This is a genomic window from Nocardioides sp. CER19, from assembly GCF_029846275.1.
Classification (GTDB): Bacteria; Actinomycetota; Actinomycetes; order Propionibacteriales; family Nocardioidaceae; genus Nocardioides.
Genome location: NZ_JARVWS010000002.1, coordinates 414,893 through 430,369, shown reverse-complemented (window position 1 = coordinate 430,369; position 15,477 = coordinate 414,893). Strand labels below are relative to the sequence as shown.

Genomic DNA, 15,477 nt, shown 5'->3' with positions numbered 1-15,477 from the left:
GACTGGCGTGGATGCTCCTTCGCGCAGGCCGGAGCCGACCGCAGGAGGGGAACGCCTCTCCCCTCGGGTGCGGCCGGTCGGCCTGAGCAAGGTCTCTCGCGAAACGATGTGACCTGCGCTGCAGCGCTCGACCATGCGGTCGACGACCCTCGCACCCCCTACCGGATTCGAACCGGCGCTACCGCCGTGAAAGGGCGGGGTCCTGGGCCGCTAGACGAAGGGGGCTCCAAGCGCGGTCAGTCTAGGGCCGGGAGCGGACTGCCCTCAAAACCGCCCCGGGTCCCGATTGGTCCCGCCCGTGACCGGTCCGGTAGTCTCTCCCCGCCCGGCCAGGTAGCTCAGTTGGTACGAGCGACCGACTGAAAATCGGTAGGTCGGCGGTTCGACCCCGCCCCTGGCCACAGGCAGACGAAGGCCCCCGAGGATTCCTCGGGGGCCTTCGTGCGTCAGGCGTCTAGTACTGCAGCGCGTTGCCGATCTGCGTCAGCGCACCGTGCAGGTCGATCTCGTTGAGGCGGCGGGCCGCCTCGACGAGCGAGAGCCGCCGGCCGAGGTGCAGGAAGTAGATCGGATCGACACCGGCGTTGTCGATCATCAGCACCCGCGCGCTGTGGAAGTCCCCGTCGAGATCGGTGAGGACGACCTCCTCGCGCGGCGTCAGCCGGCGCCTGAGCACGGTGTCGTCGTGCGACACCTCGACCGGACCCCTGCGCGCCGCCAGCGCAGCACCCGAGAACTGGACGTGAATGATCTCCATGGACCACCGATCTCCCTCTTGCAGGTCCTTCACCTGCAGGTCACCGCGGTGTCGCCTACACCGCCGAGTCCCCCAGGCGCAGAGCCTAGAGGGAGGGGTCCCGGGACCGCACCTGTGGGCTAGATCACACGTCCGGGCGGTCGACCAGGTGTAACGACGGAGGCCCCCGACGACATGGTCAGGGGCCTCCGCTCACCGAGCCTGGGTCACGGCCGGGTCATGCCTGCGTCATGGCTGCGTCATGGCTGCGGCATCGCTGCATCCGTGATCAGCTTGCGCAGACCGCTGCCGAGCCGGTCGTGCACGGCCGAGCCGGCCGGCGCCACCGTGGCGGCGGCGGCGACGGGGGTCGGTGCCGGCGGCGGCACCGGGTCGCACTTGAGGTCGGACCGGTTGTTGCCCGGCTGCCGCTTCGGCACGACGCCGGTCAGGAGGTACGTCGCGATCGCGTCGTCGGTGCACGAGACACCGGAGAGCGAGCCGGCGTGCGTCGTACCGCCGACGCCCTCGATGAGGGCCGACTTCGGGAACCGCTTGCGCACCTCGATGGCGCCCGACCACGGGGTCGCGGCGTCGTTGGTCTCCTCGATCAGGAGGATCGGCGAGACGCCCTTCCCGTCGACGTCGACCGGCTTCGACGGCGCGGCGGGCCAGGTCAGGCAGGGGGCGTTGTACCAGGTGTTGTTCCAGGCCAGGAACGGCGCCGAGGAGGCGATCTTGTCGGCGTCGTGCTCCTGGCGCTTCCAGCGCGGCCAGGCCGCGTCGGTGCACTCGACCGCCATGTAGGTCGCGTAGGTCGCGTCACCCGGGGCGCCGTACGCCTCCTTGGCGGGCGCCAGGTCGCCCTTCGCCGCCGAGGCCAGAACGTGGGCGTAGTAGTCCCAGTCGTAGACGTAGTAGGCGGCGCCGACGAAGACGTCGTTCCAGTCCGCCGGGCCGAAGTCGGCCTCCGGGTGGGCGGTCAGGTCGGCGAGCGTGTCGTAGTAGATCTTCCGGACGGCCTTGCCGTCGCTGCCGAGACCGTAGGCCGCGTCGTTGTCGGCCACCCACTGGAAGAACGTGTCCGCGTTGGGGTCGAACTGCTTCTCCTGGGCGAGGTTGCCCTCGTACCAGACCTGGCGCGGGTCGACGACGCCGTCGAAGACGAACCGGCGGACCCGGTCGGGGTGCAGGGTCGCATAGACCTGACCGAGGTAGGTGCCGTAGGAGAACCCGTAGTAGTTGATCTGCGAGGCGCCGAGCGCCTTGCGGATGCTCTCCATGTCGTTGACCCAGTCGGTGGTCTTGTCATGGTCGAGCAGGGCACCGCCCGCTTCCTTGCAGTCGGCCGCGTAGCCGGCGGCCTTGTCGAGCCAGTAGGTCTTGATGTCGGGCGTCACGGGGTTGTAGGACGGCCGGCCGGCCTTGAAGTAGGACGGGTCGCAGCTCAGCGACGGGATGCTCCGCCCGACGCCGCGCGGGTCGAACCCGATCCAGTCGTAGGGGTCGCCGCCGCCGTGCGGCACGCTCGCGCCGAGGCGGGCCAGCCCGAGCCCGGAGCCACCGGGGCCGCCGGGGTTGACCAGCATCGGGCCCTGCGCGGCGGCGTCGCTGGTCTTGTGCGCGATCTTGGAGACCGCGAGCTGGATCTTCTGGCCGTCGGGGTGGGCGTAGTCGAGCGGCACGGTGAGCATGCCACAGACGGCGCCCGCCTTCTGCAGGCTCGTGGTCGGGCAGGTGCCCCAGGTGATCGGCGGTGGGGTGTACGCCGGTGTGCCGGGGTCGTGGTGTCCGGGAGTGCCGTGGCCGGGATTGCCGGCGGTTCGGGCCTGGGCCGACGCGGTGGCGAGCCCTGAGCCCACCATCACCGCTGCGGCCACGACGGACAAGACTCGTCTCATGCGTGGACCTCCGAGAAATGCAGGACACGCCCCCCAGTGGGGCGCGCCGTGCCCTACCTAACACCCGGAAGGCCGCCGCGTCATCACCCTTCGGTGTCCGACGACGCTCCTAGCGGGCCGCCGGGACCAGCCAGACCAGGCTGGCGCCGTGCGGGGTCGCGGCGCCCATCCGGATGACACCGCCCAGCGACTCGGCCCGGCGCTGGGCGTTGCGGAGGCCGCTGGCGACGCCGGCGTCGGGCGCCATCCCGACGCCGTCGTCGGCGACGCGCAGCATGAACCAGGCCGCGGAGGCGGTCAGCTCGACCTGGGCAGCGGTCGCGTGGGCGTGCCGCGCGATGTTGGACAGCGCCTCCCGCAGGACGAGCAGCGCCTCGTCGGCGACGGACGCCGTGAGCGCGGTGTCGACGGGTCCGCTGAGCCGCAGGGCCGGCTGGAAGCCGAGCGCTGCGGCGTACTCCTGGACGAGCCCGCGCGCCTCCCCGGACAGCGTGCTCGTCAGTCCCCGGCCGAGCTCGAAGATCGTGGCGCGGAGGTCGCGGATGCTGGTGTCGATGTCCCGGACGCTGGCGGCGATCGCCGCGCCCATGCCGGCGGCGTCGCCGTTGCGCGCCGCCTGCAGCTGCAGGCCGGTCGAGTAGAGCCGCTGGATGACGAGGTCGTGCAGGTCCCGGGCGATCCGGTCGCGGTCGGCCGCGATGAGCAGCTCCTGGCGCTCCCCGATCGCGTGCGCGCGGTCGAGCGCCAGACTGACCTGACCGGCGAAGGTCGAGAGGAGGTGCTGCTCCAGCGCACCGAGCGAGGAGGAGATACCGGCCTGCTCCACGAGGAGTACGCCGGCCGGGGCGTGCTGGGTCTGCAGCGGGATGAGCAGCGACTCCCTGCCGGCGACCCGGCGCACGAGCCGCACCTGTCCCCCGGCGCCGGAGGCCGCGACCTCCTCGCTCAGCGCCTCGGCGGCGGCGGCGGCCTGGGCCTCGTCGCCCTGGTGGGCGACCAACTGCCACCGGTCCTCGCCGCGCCCGTCGGGCTCGAGCAGGGCCACCAGCGCCGCGCCCGCCACGGCGCTCACGCCCGAGACGAGCTGGGTGCGGGCGTCCTCCAGTCGCATCGTCGGCGCCAGGGCGGCGGCGACCTTCACGGTGCCCTCGAGCCAGCGCCGATGCCGCTCGCTCTCGTCGAACGCGACGGCGTTGGCGACGAGTGGCGCGGCCAGGGCCGCCAGCCGCTCGACCAGGCTGCGGTCGTCCCCGTCGATGCCGGCATCCGGTCGGCCGACGGTGAGCTGGCCGAGGACGGCGCCGTGGGCCAGCAGGTCGACGGTCAGGGAGCGGTCGTCGCCGGTCGGCAGGTCGCCGTGGTCGACGCGTCGGACGAGCGCGTCGGCGCCGGTCAGCTCCACGGCGGCGTACGCCGCCTGCCCCAGGGTGCACGCGACCGACGCGATGCGTCGGAGCGTCTCGTCGAGGTCCGGGGCGGACCCGATGAGGTCGATGGCGTCCAGCAGCGCGTGGGTTCTCGTCACGTCGTCGGGCAGACCCCTCACGGCCGCCGCCCGGTGGCGTCCCTGCACCCAGCCACCCTATGTGGTGCCCGGACCGGCCGACAGAGGTAAAGAAACGGTGGGACCGGAAGCACGGGAGAACCCCCCGGACGGACCAGGCGAACCGGGACCGCCCAGGAGGGCCGGCTGCCGACGTACCCTGGCGACATGTGTCGCAACATCCGCCCGCTCCACAACTTCGAGCCGCCGGCGACCGACGACGAGGTCACCTCCGCAGCACTGCAGTTCGTGCGGAAGGTGGCCGGGACGACCAAGCCGTCCACCGCCAACCAGGACGCCTTCGATCGAGCGGTCGCCGAGATCGCCCACATCACGCGGCACCTGCTCGACGACCTGGTGACCACCGCGCCGCCGAAGAACCGCGAGGTCGAGGCCGCCAAGCGGCGGGCCCGCGCCGAGGCCCGCTATGCGGGCTGACCGCGACGCGGCCCTCGACCTGCTGCGCGACCGGCCGCTCGTGGTGCTCACCGGCGCCGGCCTGTCGACGGACTCCGGAATCCCCGACTACCGCGGCCCGGGTGCCCCGGACCGCACCCCGATGACCTATCAGGAGTTCGTCTCGGGCCCCGGCGCCCAGCAGCGGTACTGGGCGCGCAGCCACCTCGGCTGGGGCCGGATGCGTACGGCGGACCCCAACCCGGGCCACCACGCCGTGGCCGCGCTCGACCCGACGCTCCTCATCACCCAGAACGTCGACGGCCTGCACGAGCGCGCGGGCAGCCGCGACGTCGTGGCGCTGCACGGGCGCATCTCCGACGTCGTCTGCCTGGCCTGCCGGCGGGTGTCCTCCCGCGCCGACCTGCAGCGGCGCCTCGACGAGCTCAACCCGGGCTGGGCGGCCGCCCACGCCGACGTCGCGGTCCGTCCTGACGGCGACGTCGACCTGGAGACCACCGACGGGTTCGTCGTGCCGGAGTGCGAGATCTGCGGCGGCGTGCTCAAGCCCGACGTCGTCTTCTTCGGCGAGAACGTCCCCCGCGAGCGCGTCGACAGGTGCTACGCAGCGGTGGACGCGCTCGGCGCGGACGGGACGCTGCTCGTCGCGGGCTCCAGCCTCACGGTGATGAGCGGGCTCCGCTTCGTGCGACGCGCGGCCCGCAACGGCACGCCGGTCGTCATCGTCAACCGGGGCACGACACGCGGCGACGACCTGGCGACCTACAAGCTCGACGAGGGCTGCAGCGAGTTCCTGACCGACCTGGCGGAAGCGCCTACCGCTGTCGCGTGAAGGCCTGCGCGCGGCGCAGGTCGCCGAGCAGGTCGACGATCTCGTGCAGGCCCTGGTTCTCCGGGTAGACGTCGACGTCGGTGAGCCGCTGCGCGGCCATGTCCATCGGCAGCCGGGCGCCGACGTGCAGCGCGTAGACCGGCTCACCCCGGCTCGAGTCGACGGAGAGAACGACGGCGGCGTGGAACTCGCCGTCCCGGTCGCTCACGAGGACGTCCTGGCCCTCGACGAGGACCGACAGGAGCCCGGTGGACTCGTGGGTCACGACGAGCGGCCCGGGTCCGGAGACGAGGTCGACGGACGACCGGTCGACATGGAACAGCTCCATCTGGCACTCCCTCCGAGGCCGGCCACCCCCGCAGCGTCCCTCCGACGCGCCGACGGGGAGAAGTCAACCATCAGCGCACGACCGGCACGAGTCCCGAATCCGTGGCGTTCGGTGCCGAATTGCGCCGATCCGTGCGTCAGAGCCGACGAACGAAGATGTGCTCGGCCGCCTCGGGGACGATCTCGGCGCTCTCCCCACCCGACCCGACGAGCACGCCCTCGGTGGTCGCGACCACGGTGATCGAGCGGTCGGGCAGCGCACCGACGCGACGCAGCGCGCTCATCAGCGACTCGTCCTTCTGCATCTCCTCGGAGATGCGTCGCACGAGCACCATGCCCTTCTCGTCCGTGGCGACCTTCGAGAGCGGCTCGACGCCGTCCATGAAGCCCTCCCCCGGCGTGTCGGAGCCCAGCTCGTGGAGCCCGGGGATCGGGTTGCCGTAGGGCGACTCCGTCGGGTGGCCGAGCAGGTCGAGCAGCCGCTTCTCGACGGTCTCCGACATGACGTGCTCCCAGCGGCACGCCTCCTCGTGGACCAGCTCCCAGTCGAGCCCGATGACATCGGTGAGCAGACGCTCGGCGAGCCGGTGCTTCCGCATCACGCGGGTGGCCAGCCGGTGGCCCTCCTCGGTGAGCTGCAGGTGCCGGTCGCCCTCGATGGTGAGCAGGCCGTCGCGCTCCATCCGGGCGACGGTCTGGGACACGGTGGGGCCGCTCTGGTGCAGCCGCTCGGCGATCCGCGCACGCAGCGGGACGATGCCTTCCTCGACCAGCTCGTAGATGGTCCGGAGGTACATCTCGGTGGTGTCGATCAGGTCGCTCACCTGTCCATTCTAGGGTTGATGCGTGACTGACACCGCCGCAGCGCCCTGGTGGCGCCACGCCGTGACCTACCAGGTCTATCCACGCAGCTTCGCCGACGCCAACGGCGACGGGATCGGGGACCTGCCGGGCATCACCTCGCGCCTCCCCTACCTGCGCGACCTGGGCGTCGACGCGCTCTGGATCTCGCCGTTCTACACGTCACCCCAGAAGGACCACGGGTACGACGTCGCCGACTACCGCGACGTCGACCCGCTGTTCGGCAGCCTGGCCGACGCCGACGCCCTGATCGCCCGCGCCCACGAGCTGGGCCTGCGCCTGATCGTCGACCTGGTCCCCAACCACACCTCGAGCGAGCACGAGTGGTTCAAGGCGGCGCTCGCCGCCCCTCCGGGCTCGCCGGAGCGGGCGCGCTACCTCTTCCGCGACGGCCGCGGGCCGAACGGCGACGAACCGCCGAACAACTGGCGATCCGTCTTCGGCGGCTCGGCCTGGACCCGCGTGCCCGACCACTCGACGGGCTCGGGGCAGGGCGGCCAGTGGTACCTGCACCTCTTCGACAGCTCCCAGCCCGACCTCGACTGGCGCAACCCCGAGGTCGGCGACATGTTCGAGGACGTGTTGCGGTTCTGGCTGGACCGGGGCGTCGACGGCTTCCGGATCGACGTGGCGCACGGCCTGCTCAAGGAGGAGTCGCTGCGCGACCAGGTCGTCCCCGACGGCGTCGACCCGTCGTCCGACGCGAGCGCCATGATCGAGCGGGCGCTCACCGACGAGCCGATGTGGGACCAGCCGGAGGTGCACGACGTCTACCGGCGCTGGCGTCGGGTGCTCGAGGAGTACCCCGGCGACCGGATCCTCGTCGCCGAGGCCTGGACCCAGACGGCCGTCTCGTTGGCTCGCTACGTCCGTCCCGACGAGATGCACCAGGCGTTCAACTTCGCCTGGCTCCTGGCGCCGTGGTCGGCCAAGGCGTTCGCCGAGGTCATCACCGGCACCCTCGAGGAGCTCTCCGACGTGAAGGCGTCCCCGACGTGGGTCCTCAGCAACCACGACGTCATCCGGCACGCGACGCGCTACGGCGGCGGTGCGCTCGGCCTGGCCCGGGCCCGCGCGGCCACCGTGGCGATGCTCGCACTGCCCGGATCGGCCTACGTCTACCAGGGCGAGGAGCTCGGCCTGGAGCAGGTCGAGGTCGCGCCCGACCAGCGGCAGGACCCGACCTGGCTCCGGACGCGCAACACCGCGGCGCCCGAGGAGGGCCGCGACGGCTGCCGGATCCCGATCCCGTGGAGCGGCACCGAGCCGCCGTACGGCTTCGGGCCCGGCGAGGGCCAGCCGTGGCTCCCGCAGCCGGCGTCGTGGGGCGGTCTCACCGTGGCGGCGCAGACCGGCGACCCCGACTCCACGCTGGAGCTCTACCGCCGCGCGCTCGACGCCCGCCGACGCCACGCCGGCACAGACAGGGGCGACACCGTCGAGATCCTCGACGAGGGCCACCAGGTGCTGGCCTTCCGCCGCGGCGGGCTGACCGTCGTCCTCAACTGCGGCGAGGAGCCCGTCGAGCTGCCGGCCGGCGAGGTCGTGCTCAGCAGCGAGCCGCTGGACGGCGCGACGCTCCCGGCCAACGCCTCGGCCTGGCTCGTCTAGACACAGAGAGTCGGCGCATCCCGGCAGACGAGCTGCCGGGATGCGCCGACTCGGCGTGGATCAGGCGTCGAGCGCCTCGTTGTAGTGGGCGAGCGAGCGGGCGAACGCGTCCAGCTCGGCCACCGACCAGTCGCCCAGGCGCTCGTCGAGCGACACGCGCTGCTCGGCGTCGACCTCGTCGAGTCGCCGGGCGGCCTCCGCGCTGAGCGAGATCAGCGTGGCCCGCCCGTCCGCCGGGTCGGGCGTCCGCTCGATGAGCTCGAGCTCCTCGAGGTGCTGGAGCTGCCGGCTGAGCGCGCCCTTGTCCATCCGGAAGACCTCGATGATCGCGGACGCCCGCACCGGGCCGTTCTCCGCGAGCCAGCCGAGCATGAGGTACGACGCCCCACCGAGGTCACGGTGGATCGCGTGGGCCCGCTCGCCGATCGCGCGCTTGAGCCGACGTACCAGGACACCGATCTCGTCCTCGATCGCCCGGAGGGCGTCGACCCGAGCCACCGCGGTGCTGGTCATCGCCGACCCAGCTCCCCCGCCTCCAGCTCGGCGGCGATGTCCATGTTGATCTCCGGCTCCTCGATCTTGTCGAGCGTGGTCCGCAGGCGGTTCTCCTTGATGAAGAGGACCGTGATCAGGGCCAGCACGGCGAACGGCACGGTCAGCAGGAAGATCTGGCCGGTCGCGTCGCCGAAGGCACCCTCGAAGAGGTTGCGCAGGGGCGCGGGCAGCGTGGCGACGTTCGGAACGCCTCCGTCACCCAGCGACTTGGCCTGCTGCGGCGTCACGTTGCCACCGGCGATGAGGGCGCCGAGGCCGTCCACGACGTGCGTCGTGACGCGGTGGGAGAGCACGGCGCCGAACGCGCTGACGCCGATGGCGCCACCGAGGGTCCGGAAGAAGGCGACCACGGAGCTGGCCGCGCCGATGTTGGCCTGGTCGACGTTGTTCTGGACCGAGAGGATCAGGTTCTGCTGCGTCGCACCGAGGCCGGCGCCCAGGACGAACATGTAGAGGCCGACGAGCCACAGCGAGGTGGAGTGGTCGATCGTGGCGAGCAGGCCCGCGCCGGCGACGACGCCGACCATGCCCCAGACGAGCCAGATCTTCCAGCGTCCGGTCTGGCTGATGAGGCGGCCGGACACGATGCTGGTGCCCATCAGGCCGACGACCATCGACAGCGACATCAGGCCGGCGTGGGTCGGGCTCATGCCGCGCGAGGTCTGGAAGTACTCCGAGAGGTACGTGGTCGCGGTCAGCATGGCGATGCCGACGAAGACGGCGGCCAGCGTGGCCAGGGAGATCGTGCGGTCCTTGAAGAGCTGCATCGGGATGATCGGCTCGGTGGCGATCTTGGCCTCCACGAAGGCGGCGAGGGCGAGCACCACGACACCGCCGCCGACCATGTAGACGGTGGTGGTCGAGGCCCAGTCGAACTGCTGGCCGGCCAGCGACACCCAGACCAGCAGGATGCTGACGCCGCCCATGATGAGGACGGAGCCGAGGTAGTCGATCTTGACCTCGCGCTTGGTGGTCGGCAGGTGCAGCTTGAACTGCAGCACGAGGAACGCGATGATCGCGAACGGCAGGCCGACGTAGAAGCAGCCGCGCCAGCCCAGAGCGCTGTCCACGATGACGCCGCCGACGAGCGGGCCGATGAGGGTCGCGAGGCCGAACGAGGCGCCGATGTAGCCCGAGTAGCGGCCGCGCTCGCGCGGGGAGACCATCGAGCCGATGATGATCTGGATGAGCGCCATCACGCCGCCGACGCCGAGGCCCGTGATGACGCGGGCGCCGATCAGCCAGGTCATCGACTGCGCCACGCCGGCCAGCGCCGAACCGCCGACGTAGACGACCAGGGCGATCTGCATCAGCAGCTTCTTGGAGAACAGGTCGGCGAGCTTGCCCCAGATCGGCGTGGTCGCCGTCATCGCGAGCATGGTCGCGACGAGCACCCAGGTGTAGCCGGTCTGGGAGCCGTGCAGGTCGGACACGATCGTCGGCAGGGCGTTCGTGACGACCGTGCTGGAGAGGATCGCGACGAACATCGCGACGAGGAGACCCGAGAGCGCCTCGAGGATCTCCTTGTGGGTCATGGGGACCGCGCTCTGTGGCGCGGTCTGCGTGGTGATGTCCTGGGACATGCTTCTCGATTCGTACGGTGCGGGCGGTGGACTCGCCTAGTAAAAGGTTGCTTACGGCAACTATATTCCCGGTTGGTTGACATCGACAACTTTCGGAGCCGACAGAGGCCGATAGCGGGCCGATAGGGTGCGCCCCATGGACGCGACCGGCACCGCCGTCGTCATCGGCGAGGCGCTCATCGACGTCGTCGTCACCCCCGACGGTCGGGTCGCCGAGGCCTCGGGCGGCTCACCGCTCAACGTGGCCGTCACGCTGGGCCGGCTCGGCGTCGCGACGACGCTGGTCACCGCGCTGGGCGAGGACCCGCGCGGCGAGCGGATCGCCGAGCACGTGGCTGCCTCGGGCGTCGCGCTCGCGGCGGGGGCGCACACGCTCGACGCGACGTCCACGGCGGTCGCCCGGCTCGGAGCGGACGGCGCGGCGACGTACGACTTCGACATCCACTGGCACGTGCCGGACCGCCCGCTCCCCCCGGCGACGGTCGTGCACGCCGGCTCGCTGGGCCTCTTCCTGCCGCCCGGGGCTGACGTCGTGCGGGCCCGGCTGGCGCAGGCCGCCGAGCAGTCGCTGGTCACCCTCGACCCCAACGCCCGGCCGACGATCGTGCCGGACGCGGCTGCGACCACGGAGACGTTCGAGGAGCTCTGCGGCCACGCGCACGTGGTCAAGCTCAGCGACGAGGACGCCGCGTGGCTCTACCCCGGGCTGACGCTCGAAGCCGTCGTGACGCGGCTGCTCGGCCTCGGGCTCGGGCTGGTCGGGGTCACCCGGGGCTCGGCCGGCGTACTGCTGGCGAGCGGCGACGAGGTCGTCACCGTCGCCGCTCCGGCCGTGCGTGTGGCGGACACCATCGGGGCTGGCGACTCGTTCATGGGTGCGCTCGTCCAGCAGCTGATCGCCCGGGAGCTGACCGGGGGCCTGCGGGACGGTCGTGCGCTCACCGCGGCGCAGCTCGCGGACGTCGGCGCCTTCGCCGCGTCGGTCGCGGCGGTGACGGTGAGCCGCCACGGCGCCGACCCGCCGTGGCTGCACGAGCTGGCGCTCGGCTGACCTCGCTTCCGGGTTCGAGGGAGCGGTGAGTGGTCGACCGGAAATGCAGCGACCCGCAGACGTGGCGCCCCTCGGAAGGGGGCCGCACCGGGGGACGTGTTCCCGGTCGTCTGCGGGTCGGGTAGCTGCCAGGTATTCGCCAGCAGCCGGCGGGGTGTCTCAACCCCGACGTCCCTGCTGGGGGCTGCTAGCGGGCAGCCACCTCACGCGTCCAAGAAGAATTCATTCTTCGGATCACCTCCTTTCCCGTGTACGAAAACCTTACGCGCGGCGGGGCCGCCACTCAACGGGTTATCCGACGCTCACGCCACCTGCTCGTCGTCGACCGGCGCCGCGAACTGCGACTGGTAGAGCCGCGCGTAGGCGCCGTCCGCCGCCAGCAGCTGGTCGTGGTTGCCCTGCTCGACGATCGCGCCGTCCTCCATGACGAGGATGAGGTCGGCGTCGCGGATCGTGGAGAGCCGGTGGGCGATCACGAACGACGTGCGGTCGGTGCGCAGCGCGGCCATCGCTTTCTGGAGCAGCAGCTCGGTGCGGGTGTCGACCGACGAGGTCGCCTCGTCGAGGATCAGCAGCGACGGCTCGGCCAGGAACGCCCGGCAGATCGTCAGGAGCTGACGCTCGCCGGCCGAGAGCGAGCCGCCCTCGGCGTCGACGACGGTGTCGTAGCCGTCGGGCAGGGAGTGGACGAACCGGTCGACGAACGTCGCCCGGGCCGCCGCGAGCAGCTCCTCCTCGGTCGCGTCCGGGCGGCCGTAGAGCAGGTTCTCGCGGATGGTGCCCTCGAACAGCCAGGTGTCCTGCAGCACCATGCCGGTCTGCGCCCGGAGGTCCGCACGCCGGATGTCGGTGATGTCCACGCCGTCGAGCGTGATCCGGCCGGCGTCCAGCTCGTAGAACCGCATGATGAGGTTGACGAGCGTCGTCTTGCCGGCGCCGGTCGGACCGACGATGGCCACCGTCTGACCGGGCTGCGCGACCAGCGAGAGGTCTTCGATGAGCGGCTTCTCCGGGTCGTAGGAGAACGAGACGTGCTCGAAGCGCACCTCGCCGCGCCTGACGTCGGGCAGCGAGCCGTGCCGGTCGGGCACCTGCTCGGGCGCGTCGAGCAGCTCGAAGACCCGCTCGGCGCTGGCGACGCCCGACTGGAGCAGGTTCATCATCGACGCGACCTGGGTCAGTGGCATGTTGAACTGGCGGGAGTACTGGATGAACGCCTGCACCTCGCCGATCGTCAGGGCGCCGTGGGCGACCCGCAGACCGCCGACGACCGCGACGAGCACGAAGTTGATGTTGCCGATGAAGAACATCACCGGCATCACCAGACCGCTGATGAACTGTGCCTTGAAGCCGGCGTCGTGCAGCGAGTCGTTGCGCTCCGCGAAGGTCGCCTCGGCGTCCGCCTGGCGGCCGAAGACGCGGACGAGCTCGTGGCCCGAGAACGTCTCCTCGATGTGAGCGTTGAGCTGGCCGGTCGAGCGCCACTGGTTGATGAACTGGCCCTGCGAGCGCTTCATCACCTGCCGGGCGATGGTCATCGACACCGGTACGGACACCAGCGCGATCAGCGCGAGCAGCGGGCTGATCCAGAACATCATCACGAGGATCGTCACGACGCTGACGATCGAGGTGAGGAGCTGGGACATCGTCTGCTGCAGTGACTGGCTGAGGTTGTCGATGTCGTTGGTGACGCGGGAGAGGATCTCGCCGCGCGGCTGGGAGTCGAAGTACTCGAGCGGCAGGACGTTGAGCTTGTCCTCGACCTCGCCGCGCAGGTCCCGCACCGTCGAGTTGACCAGCCCGTTGAGCATGAGGCCCTGGAGGAACGAGAACAGGTTGGAGAAGAGGTAGAGCCCCAGCACGAAGAGGAGGATCGAGCCGACCGCGCCGAAGTCGACGCCCTGCCCAGGCACGAGGTGGTCGATGCCGCCGACCACGTCGGCGAGGCGGTCCTGGCCCTGGGCGTGCAGGCCCGCGACGACCTGGTCCACCGTCTGGCCGGCCGGAAGCTGCCGCCCGATCGCACCGGCGAAGACGCGGTCGGTCGCGTGGCCGAGGTAGCGCGGCGCGAGCGCCGAGAGCACCACACTGGTCACGGCGAGGACGAGGAGCGCCGCCAGCTTGAGGCGCTGCGGCGCGAGCCGGCCGATGAGCCGCTTGGCCGACGGCCCGAAGTTGGACGCCTTCTGGCCGACCATGCCGCCCGGGCCGCGCCCGGGCCCGCCGGCCATCTGGATCCGCTCGGTCGCCTTCAGCTGCTGGCCCTGCTTGGGGCTCTGCTTGGGGCTCTGCCCCGAAGCCTGGCCGGACGTCTGGGTCGTGGCCATCAGGCTGCCTCCTCCGCGCTGAGCTGGGACGCGACGATCTCCTGGTAGGTCGCGTTGTCGGCGAGCAGCTCCGCATGGGTGCCGCGGCCGACGATCCTGCCGTCGTCGAGGACGAGGATGAGGTCGGCATCGCGGATCGTGGAGACCCGCTGAGCGACGATCACCACACAGGCCTCGGCCGTCTCGGGCTTGAGCGCGGCGCGCAGCCGGGCGTCGGTCGCGAGGTCGAGCGCCGAGAAGGAGTCGTCGAACAGGTAGATCTCGGGGCGTCGGACGAGGGCTCGCGCGATGGCGAGGCGCTGCCGCTGACCGCCCGAGAAGTTCGTGCCACCCTGGACGACCGGGGCGTCGAGCCCCTCGGCGAGTGCCCGCACGAAGTCGGCCGCCTGGGCGACCTCGAGCGCGTGCCACATCTCCTCGTCGGTCGCGTCGTCCTTGCCGTAGCGCAGGTTGGACCGGATGGTCCCGGAGAAGAGGAACGCCTTCTGCGGCACCAGCCCGAGCCGGCCGCCGAGCGCGTCGGGCTCCCAGGCGCGTACGTCGATCCCGTCGACCAGCACGCTGCCCCCGGTGGCGTCGAAGAGCCGGGGCACGAGGTTGAGCAGGGTCGACTTCCCGGCACCGGTCGAGCCGATGACGGCGAGCGTCTGGCCGCGGCTGGCGGCGAAGCTGATGCCGGTGAGCACTGACTGCTCGGCACCGGGGTAGGTGAAGTCGACGCCGTCGAAGGCGAGCTCGCCGCGAACCGCTGACGTGTCGAGGCCCGAGAGCGGAGCCACGATCGAGGGCTCGGTGTCGATCACCTCGCCGATCCGGTCGGCACAGACCGACGACCGCGGTACCTGCATGAAGAGGAACGTCCCCATCATCACGCTCATCATCACCTGCATGAGATAGGCGAGGAACGCGGTCAGCGGGCCGACCTGCATCTGACCGGAGTCGACCAGGTGGCCGCCGAACCAGATCACCGCGACTGCCGCGACGTTGACGATGAGCATCATCAGCGGGAAGAACGTGGCCAGCCAGCGACCGGCCCGCACCGAGACGTCGGTCAGCTCGTCGTTGGCCCGGTCGAACCGGACCCGCTCCTGCGGCTCGCGCACGAAGGCTCGGACGACCCGGATGCCGGTGATCTGCTCGCGCAGGATCCGGTTGACGTTGTCGAGCCGGGCCTGCAACCGGGCGAAGTTGGGGATCATCCGGGTGGCGACGATGCCGACGGTCACGAAGAGTGCCGGGATGAGCACGGCGAAGATCCAGGCCAGATGGGTGTCCTGGTGCAGCGCCATGATCACGGCGCCGACCATCATGATCGGGATCTGCACCGCCATCGCGCACAGCATGTAGGCGAGCATCTGCACCTGCTGGGCGTCGTTGGTCGTCCGGGTGATCAGGCTGGGCGCACCGAACCGGCCGAGCTCGAACGCGCCGAAGCCGCCGACCTGGTGGAACAGGGAACGGCGCAGGTCGCGGCCGAACGCGGTCGCCGACCGCGACGCGAAGTAGGCGGCGATGACCTGGCAGACCATCTGGACGATGCAGACGGCGAGCATCCACGCACCGGTGCGGAGGATGTAGCCCTGGTCGCCCTGCGTCACGCCCTTGTCGATGATGTCGGCGTTGAGGCTGGGCAGGTAGAGCGCGGCCCCCGTGGCGATGAACTGGAGCACGACGATGACGCCGAGCCAGCGGCGGTACGGACTCAGGTAGGTCCGCAGGAGACGTAGCAGCAC

Annotated in this window: 13 protein-coding genes and 2 tRNA genes; 5 read left to right on the top strand and 10 right to left on the bottom strand. The window is 71.2% G+C overall.

The window, feature by feature from the left end; all coding sequences use genetic code 11:
• Positions 1–152 precede the first annotated feature (152 nt).
• Positions 153–225: transfer RNA gene (locus QDS12_RS10415), tRNA-Glu, on the bottom strand.
• Between the two features lie 102 nt (positions 226–327).
• On the opposite strand from QDS12_RS10415, the gene QDS12_RS10410 reads away from it, so the two are divergent.
• Positions 328–401, top strand: a tRNA-Phe gene (locus QDS12_RS10410).
• Positions 402–454: 53 nt separating this feature from the next.
• On the opposite strand, the gene QDS12_RS10405 is transcribed toward QDS12_RS10410, so the two are convergent.
• The 3 genes from QDS12_RS10405 to QDS12_RS10395 form a co-directional block, all read right to left on the bottom strand.
• On the bottom strand, positions 455–757 hold the full coding sequence (locus QDS12_RS10405; protein ID WP_279878922.1) for a hypothetical protein: 303 nt from the start codon (positions 755–757) through the stop codon (positions 455–457).
• A 239-nt stretch (positions 758–996) separates the two neighbouring features.
• Positions 997–2,637: an alpha/beta hydrolase gene (locus tag QDS12_RS10400; protein WP_279878921.1), complete on the bottom strand. Its 1,641-nt coding sequence runs from the start codon at positions 2,635–2,637 to the stop codon at positions 997–999.
• A gap of 109 nt (positions 2,638–2,746) precedes the next feature.
• Positions 2,747–4,210 (bottom strand): histidine kinase, encoded by a 1,464-nt coding sequence (locus tag QDS12_RS10395; protein WP_279878920.1) that lies wholly within the window; start codon positions 4,208–4,210, stop codon positions 2,747–2,749.
• Between the two features lie 138 nt (positions 4,211–4,348).
• Between QDS12_RS10395 and QDS12_RS10390 the strand changes: the two genes are divergently transcribed.
• Positions 4,349–4,618 carry a DUF2277 domain-containing protein gene (locus QDS12_RS10390; protein ID WP_279878919.1) on the top strand — a complete coding sequence of 90 codons (270 nt, stop codon included), beginning with the start codon at positions 4,349–4,351 and terminating at the stop codon, positions 4,616–4,618.
• Complete coding sequence (locus QDS12_RS10385) at positions 4,608–5,429, top strand: NAD-dependent protein deacetylase (RefSeq protein ID WP_279878918.1); 822 nt, start codon at positions 4,608–4,610, stop codon at positions 5,427–5,429. Before QDS12_RS10390 ends, QDS12_RS10385 begins: the two co-directional genes overlap by 11 nt.
• Here QDS12_RS10385 and QDS12_RS10380 read toward each other — a convergent pair.
• Together QDS12_RS10380 and QDS12_RS10375 are read right to left on the bottom strand one after the other, a co-directional pair.
• Positions 5,413–5,757, bottom strand: a complete 345-nt coding sequence (locus tag QDS12_RS10380) for a hypothetical protein (protein WP_279878917.1) — start codon at positions 5,755–5,757, stop codon at positions 5,413–5,415. The two genes, QDS12_RS10385 and QDS12_RS10380, sit on opposite strands and share 17 nt — an antisense overlap.
• A 136-nt stretch (positions 5,758–5,893) precedes the next feature.
• Positions 5,894–6,580 carry a metal-dependent transcriptional regulator gene (locus tag QDS12_RS10375; RefSeq protein ID WP_279878916.1) on the bottom strand — a complete coding sequence of 229 codons (687 nt, stop codon included), beginning with the start codon at positions 6,578–6,580 and terminating at the stop codon, positions 5,894–5,896.
• Between the two features lie 22 nt (positions 6,581–6,602).
• Here QDS12_RS10375 and QDS12_RS10370 point away from each other — a divergent pair, with 22 nt between their 5' ends.
• Positions 6,603–8,228: a glycoside hydrolase family 13 protein gene (locus QDS12_RS10370; protein ID WP_279878915.1), complete on the top strand. Its 1,626-nt coding sequence runs from the start codon at positions 6,603–6,605 to the stop codon at positions 8,226–8,228.
• Between the two features lie 60 nt (positions 8,229–8,288).
• Here QDS12_RS10370 and QDS12_RS10365 read toward each other — a convergent pair whose 3' ends face one another.
• A complete protein-coding gene (locus QDS12_RS10365) occupies positions 8,289–8,741 on the bottom strand; it encodes a MarR family transcriptional regulator (protein WP_279878914.1) in 453 nt (150 codons plus the stop codon).
• Complete coding sequence (locus QDS12_RS10360; protein ID WP_279878913.1) at positions 8,738–10,366, bottom strand: MDR family MFS transporter; 1,629 nt, start codon at positions 10,364–10,366, stop codon at positions 8,738–8,740. The genes QDS12_RS10365 and QDS12_RS10360 overlap by 4 nt, the downstream gene beginning before the upstream one ends.
• A gap of 136 nt (positions 10,367–10,502) precedes the next feature.
• Between QDS12_RS10360 and QDS12_RS10355 the strand changes: the two genes are divergently transcribed.
• Positions 10,503–11,417, top strand: a complete 915-nt coding sequence (locus QDS12_RS10355; RefSeq protein WP_279878912.1) for a PfkB family carbohydrate kinase — start codon at positions 10,503–10,505, stop codon at positions 11,415–11,417.
• A 302-nt stretch (positions 11,418–11,719) separates the two neighbouring features.
• On the opposite strand, the gene QDS12_RS10350 is transcribed toward QDS12_RS10355, so the two are convergent.
• Both QDS12_RS10350 and QDS12_RS10345 read right to left on the bottom strand, forming a co-directional pair.
• A complete protein-coding gene (locus QDS12_RS10350; RefSeq protein WP_279878911.1) occupies positions 11,720–13,744 on the bottom strand; it encodes an ABC transporter ATP-binding protein in 2,025 nt (674 codons plus the stop codon).
• The gene (locus QDS12_RS10345) at positions 13,744–15,477 is read right to left on the bottom strand and encodes an ABC transporter ATP-binding protein (RefSeq protein ID WP_279878910.1); all 1,734 of its coding nucleotides are present in this window, start codon (positions 15,475–15,477) and stop codon (positions 13,744–13,746) included. Before QDS12_RS10345 ends, QDS12_RS10350 begins: the two co-directional genes overlap by 1 nt.

Excerpts from the sequence above, each read along its gene's own strand:
- QDS12_RS10405 (WP_279878922.1), bottom strand. The coding sequence starts at position 757 with ATGGAGATCATTCACGTCCAGTTCTCGGGTGCTGCGCTGGCGGCGCGC.
- QDS12_RS10400 (WP_279878921.1), bottom strand. The coding sequence starts at position 2,637 with ATGAGACGAGTCTTGTCCGTCGTGGCCGCAGCGGTGATGGTGGGCTCA.
- QDS12_RS10390 (WP_279878919.1), top strand. The coding sequence starts at position 4,349 with ATGTGTCGCAACATCCGCCCGCTCCACAACTTCGAGCCGCCGGCGACC.
- QDS12_RS10385 (WP_279878918.1), top strand. The coding sequence starts at position 4,608 with ATGCGGGCTGACCGCGACGCGGCCCTCGACCTGCTGCGCGACCGGCCG.
- QDS12_RS10380 (WP_279878917.1), bottom strand. The coding sequence starts at position 5,757 with ATGGAGCTGTTCCATGTCGACCGGTCGTCCGTCGACCTCGTCTCCGGA.
- QDS12_RS10365 (WP_279878914.1), bottom strand. The coding sequence starts at position 8,741 with ATGACCAGCACCGCGGTGGCTCGGGTCGACGCCCTCCGGGCGATCGAG.
- QDS12_RS10360 (WP_279878913.1), bottom strand. The coding sequence starts at position 10,366 with ATGTCCCAGGACATCACCACGCAGACCGCGCCACAGAGCGCGGTCCCC.
- QDS12_RS10355 (WP_279878912.1), top strand. The coding sequence starts at position 10,503 with ATGGACGCGACCGGCACCGCCGTCGTCATCGGCGAGGCGCTCATCGAC.
- QDS12_RS10350 (WP_279878911.1), bottom strand. The coding sequence starts at position 13,744 with ATGGCCACGACCCAGACGTCCGGCCAGGCTTCGGGGCAGAGCCCCAAG.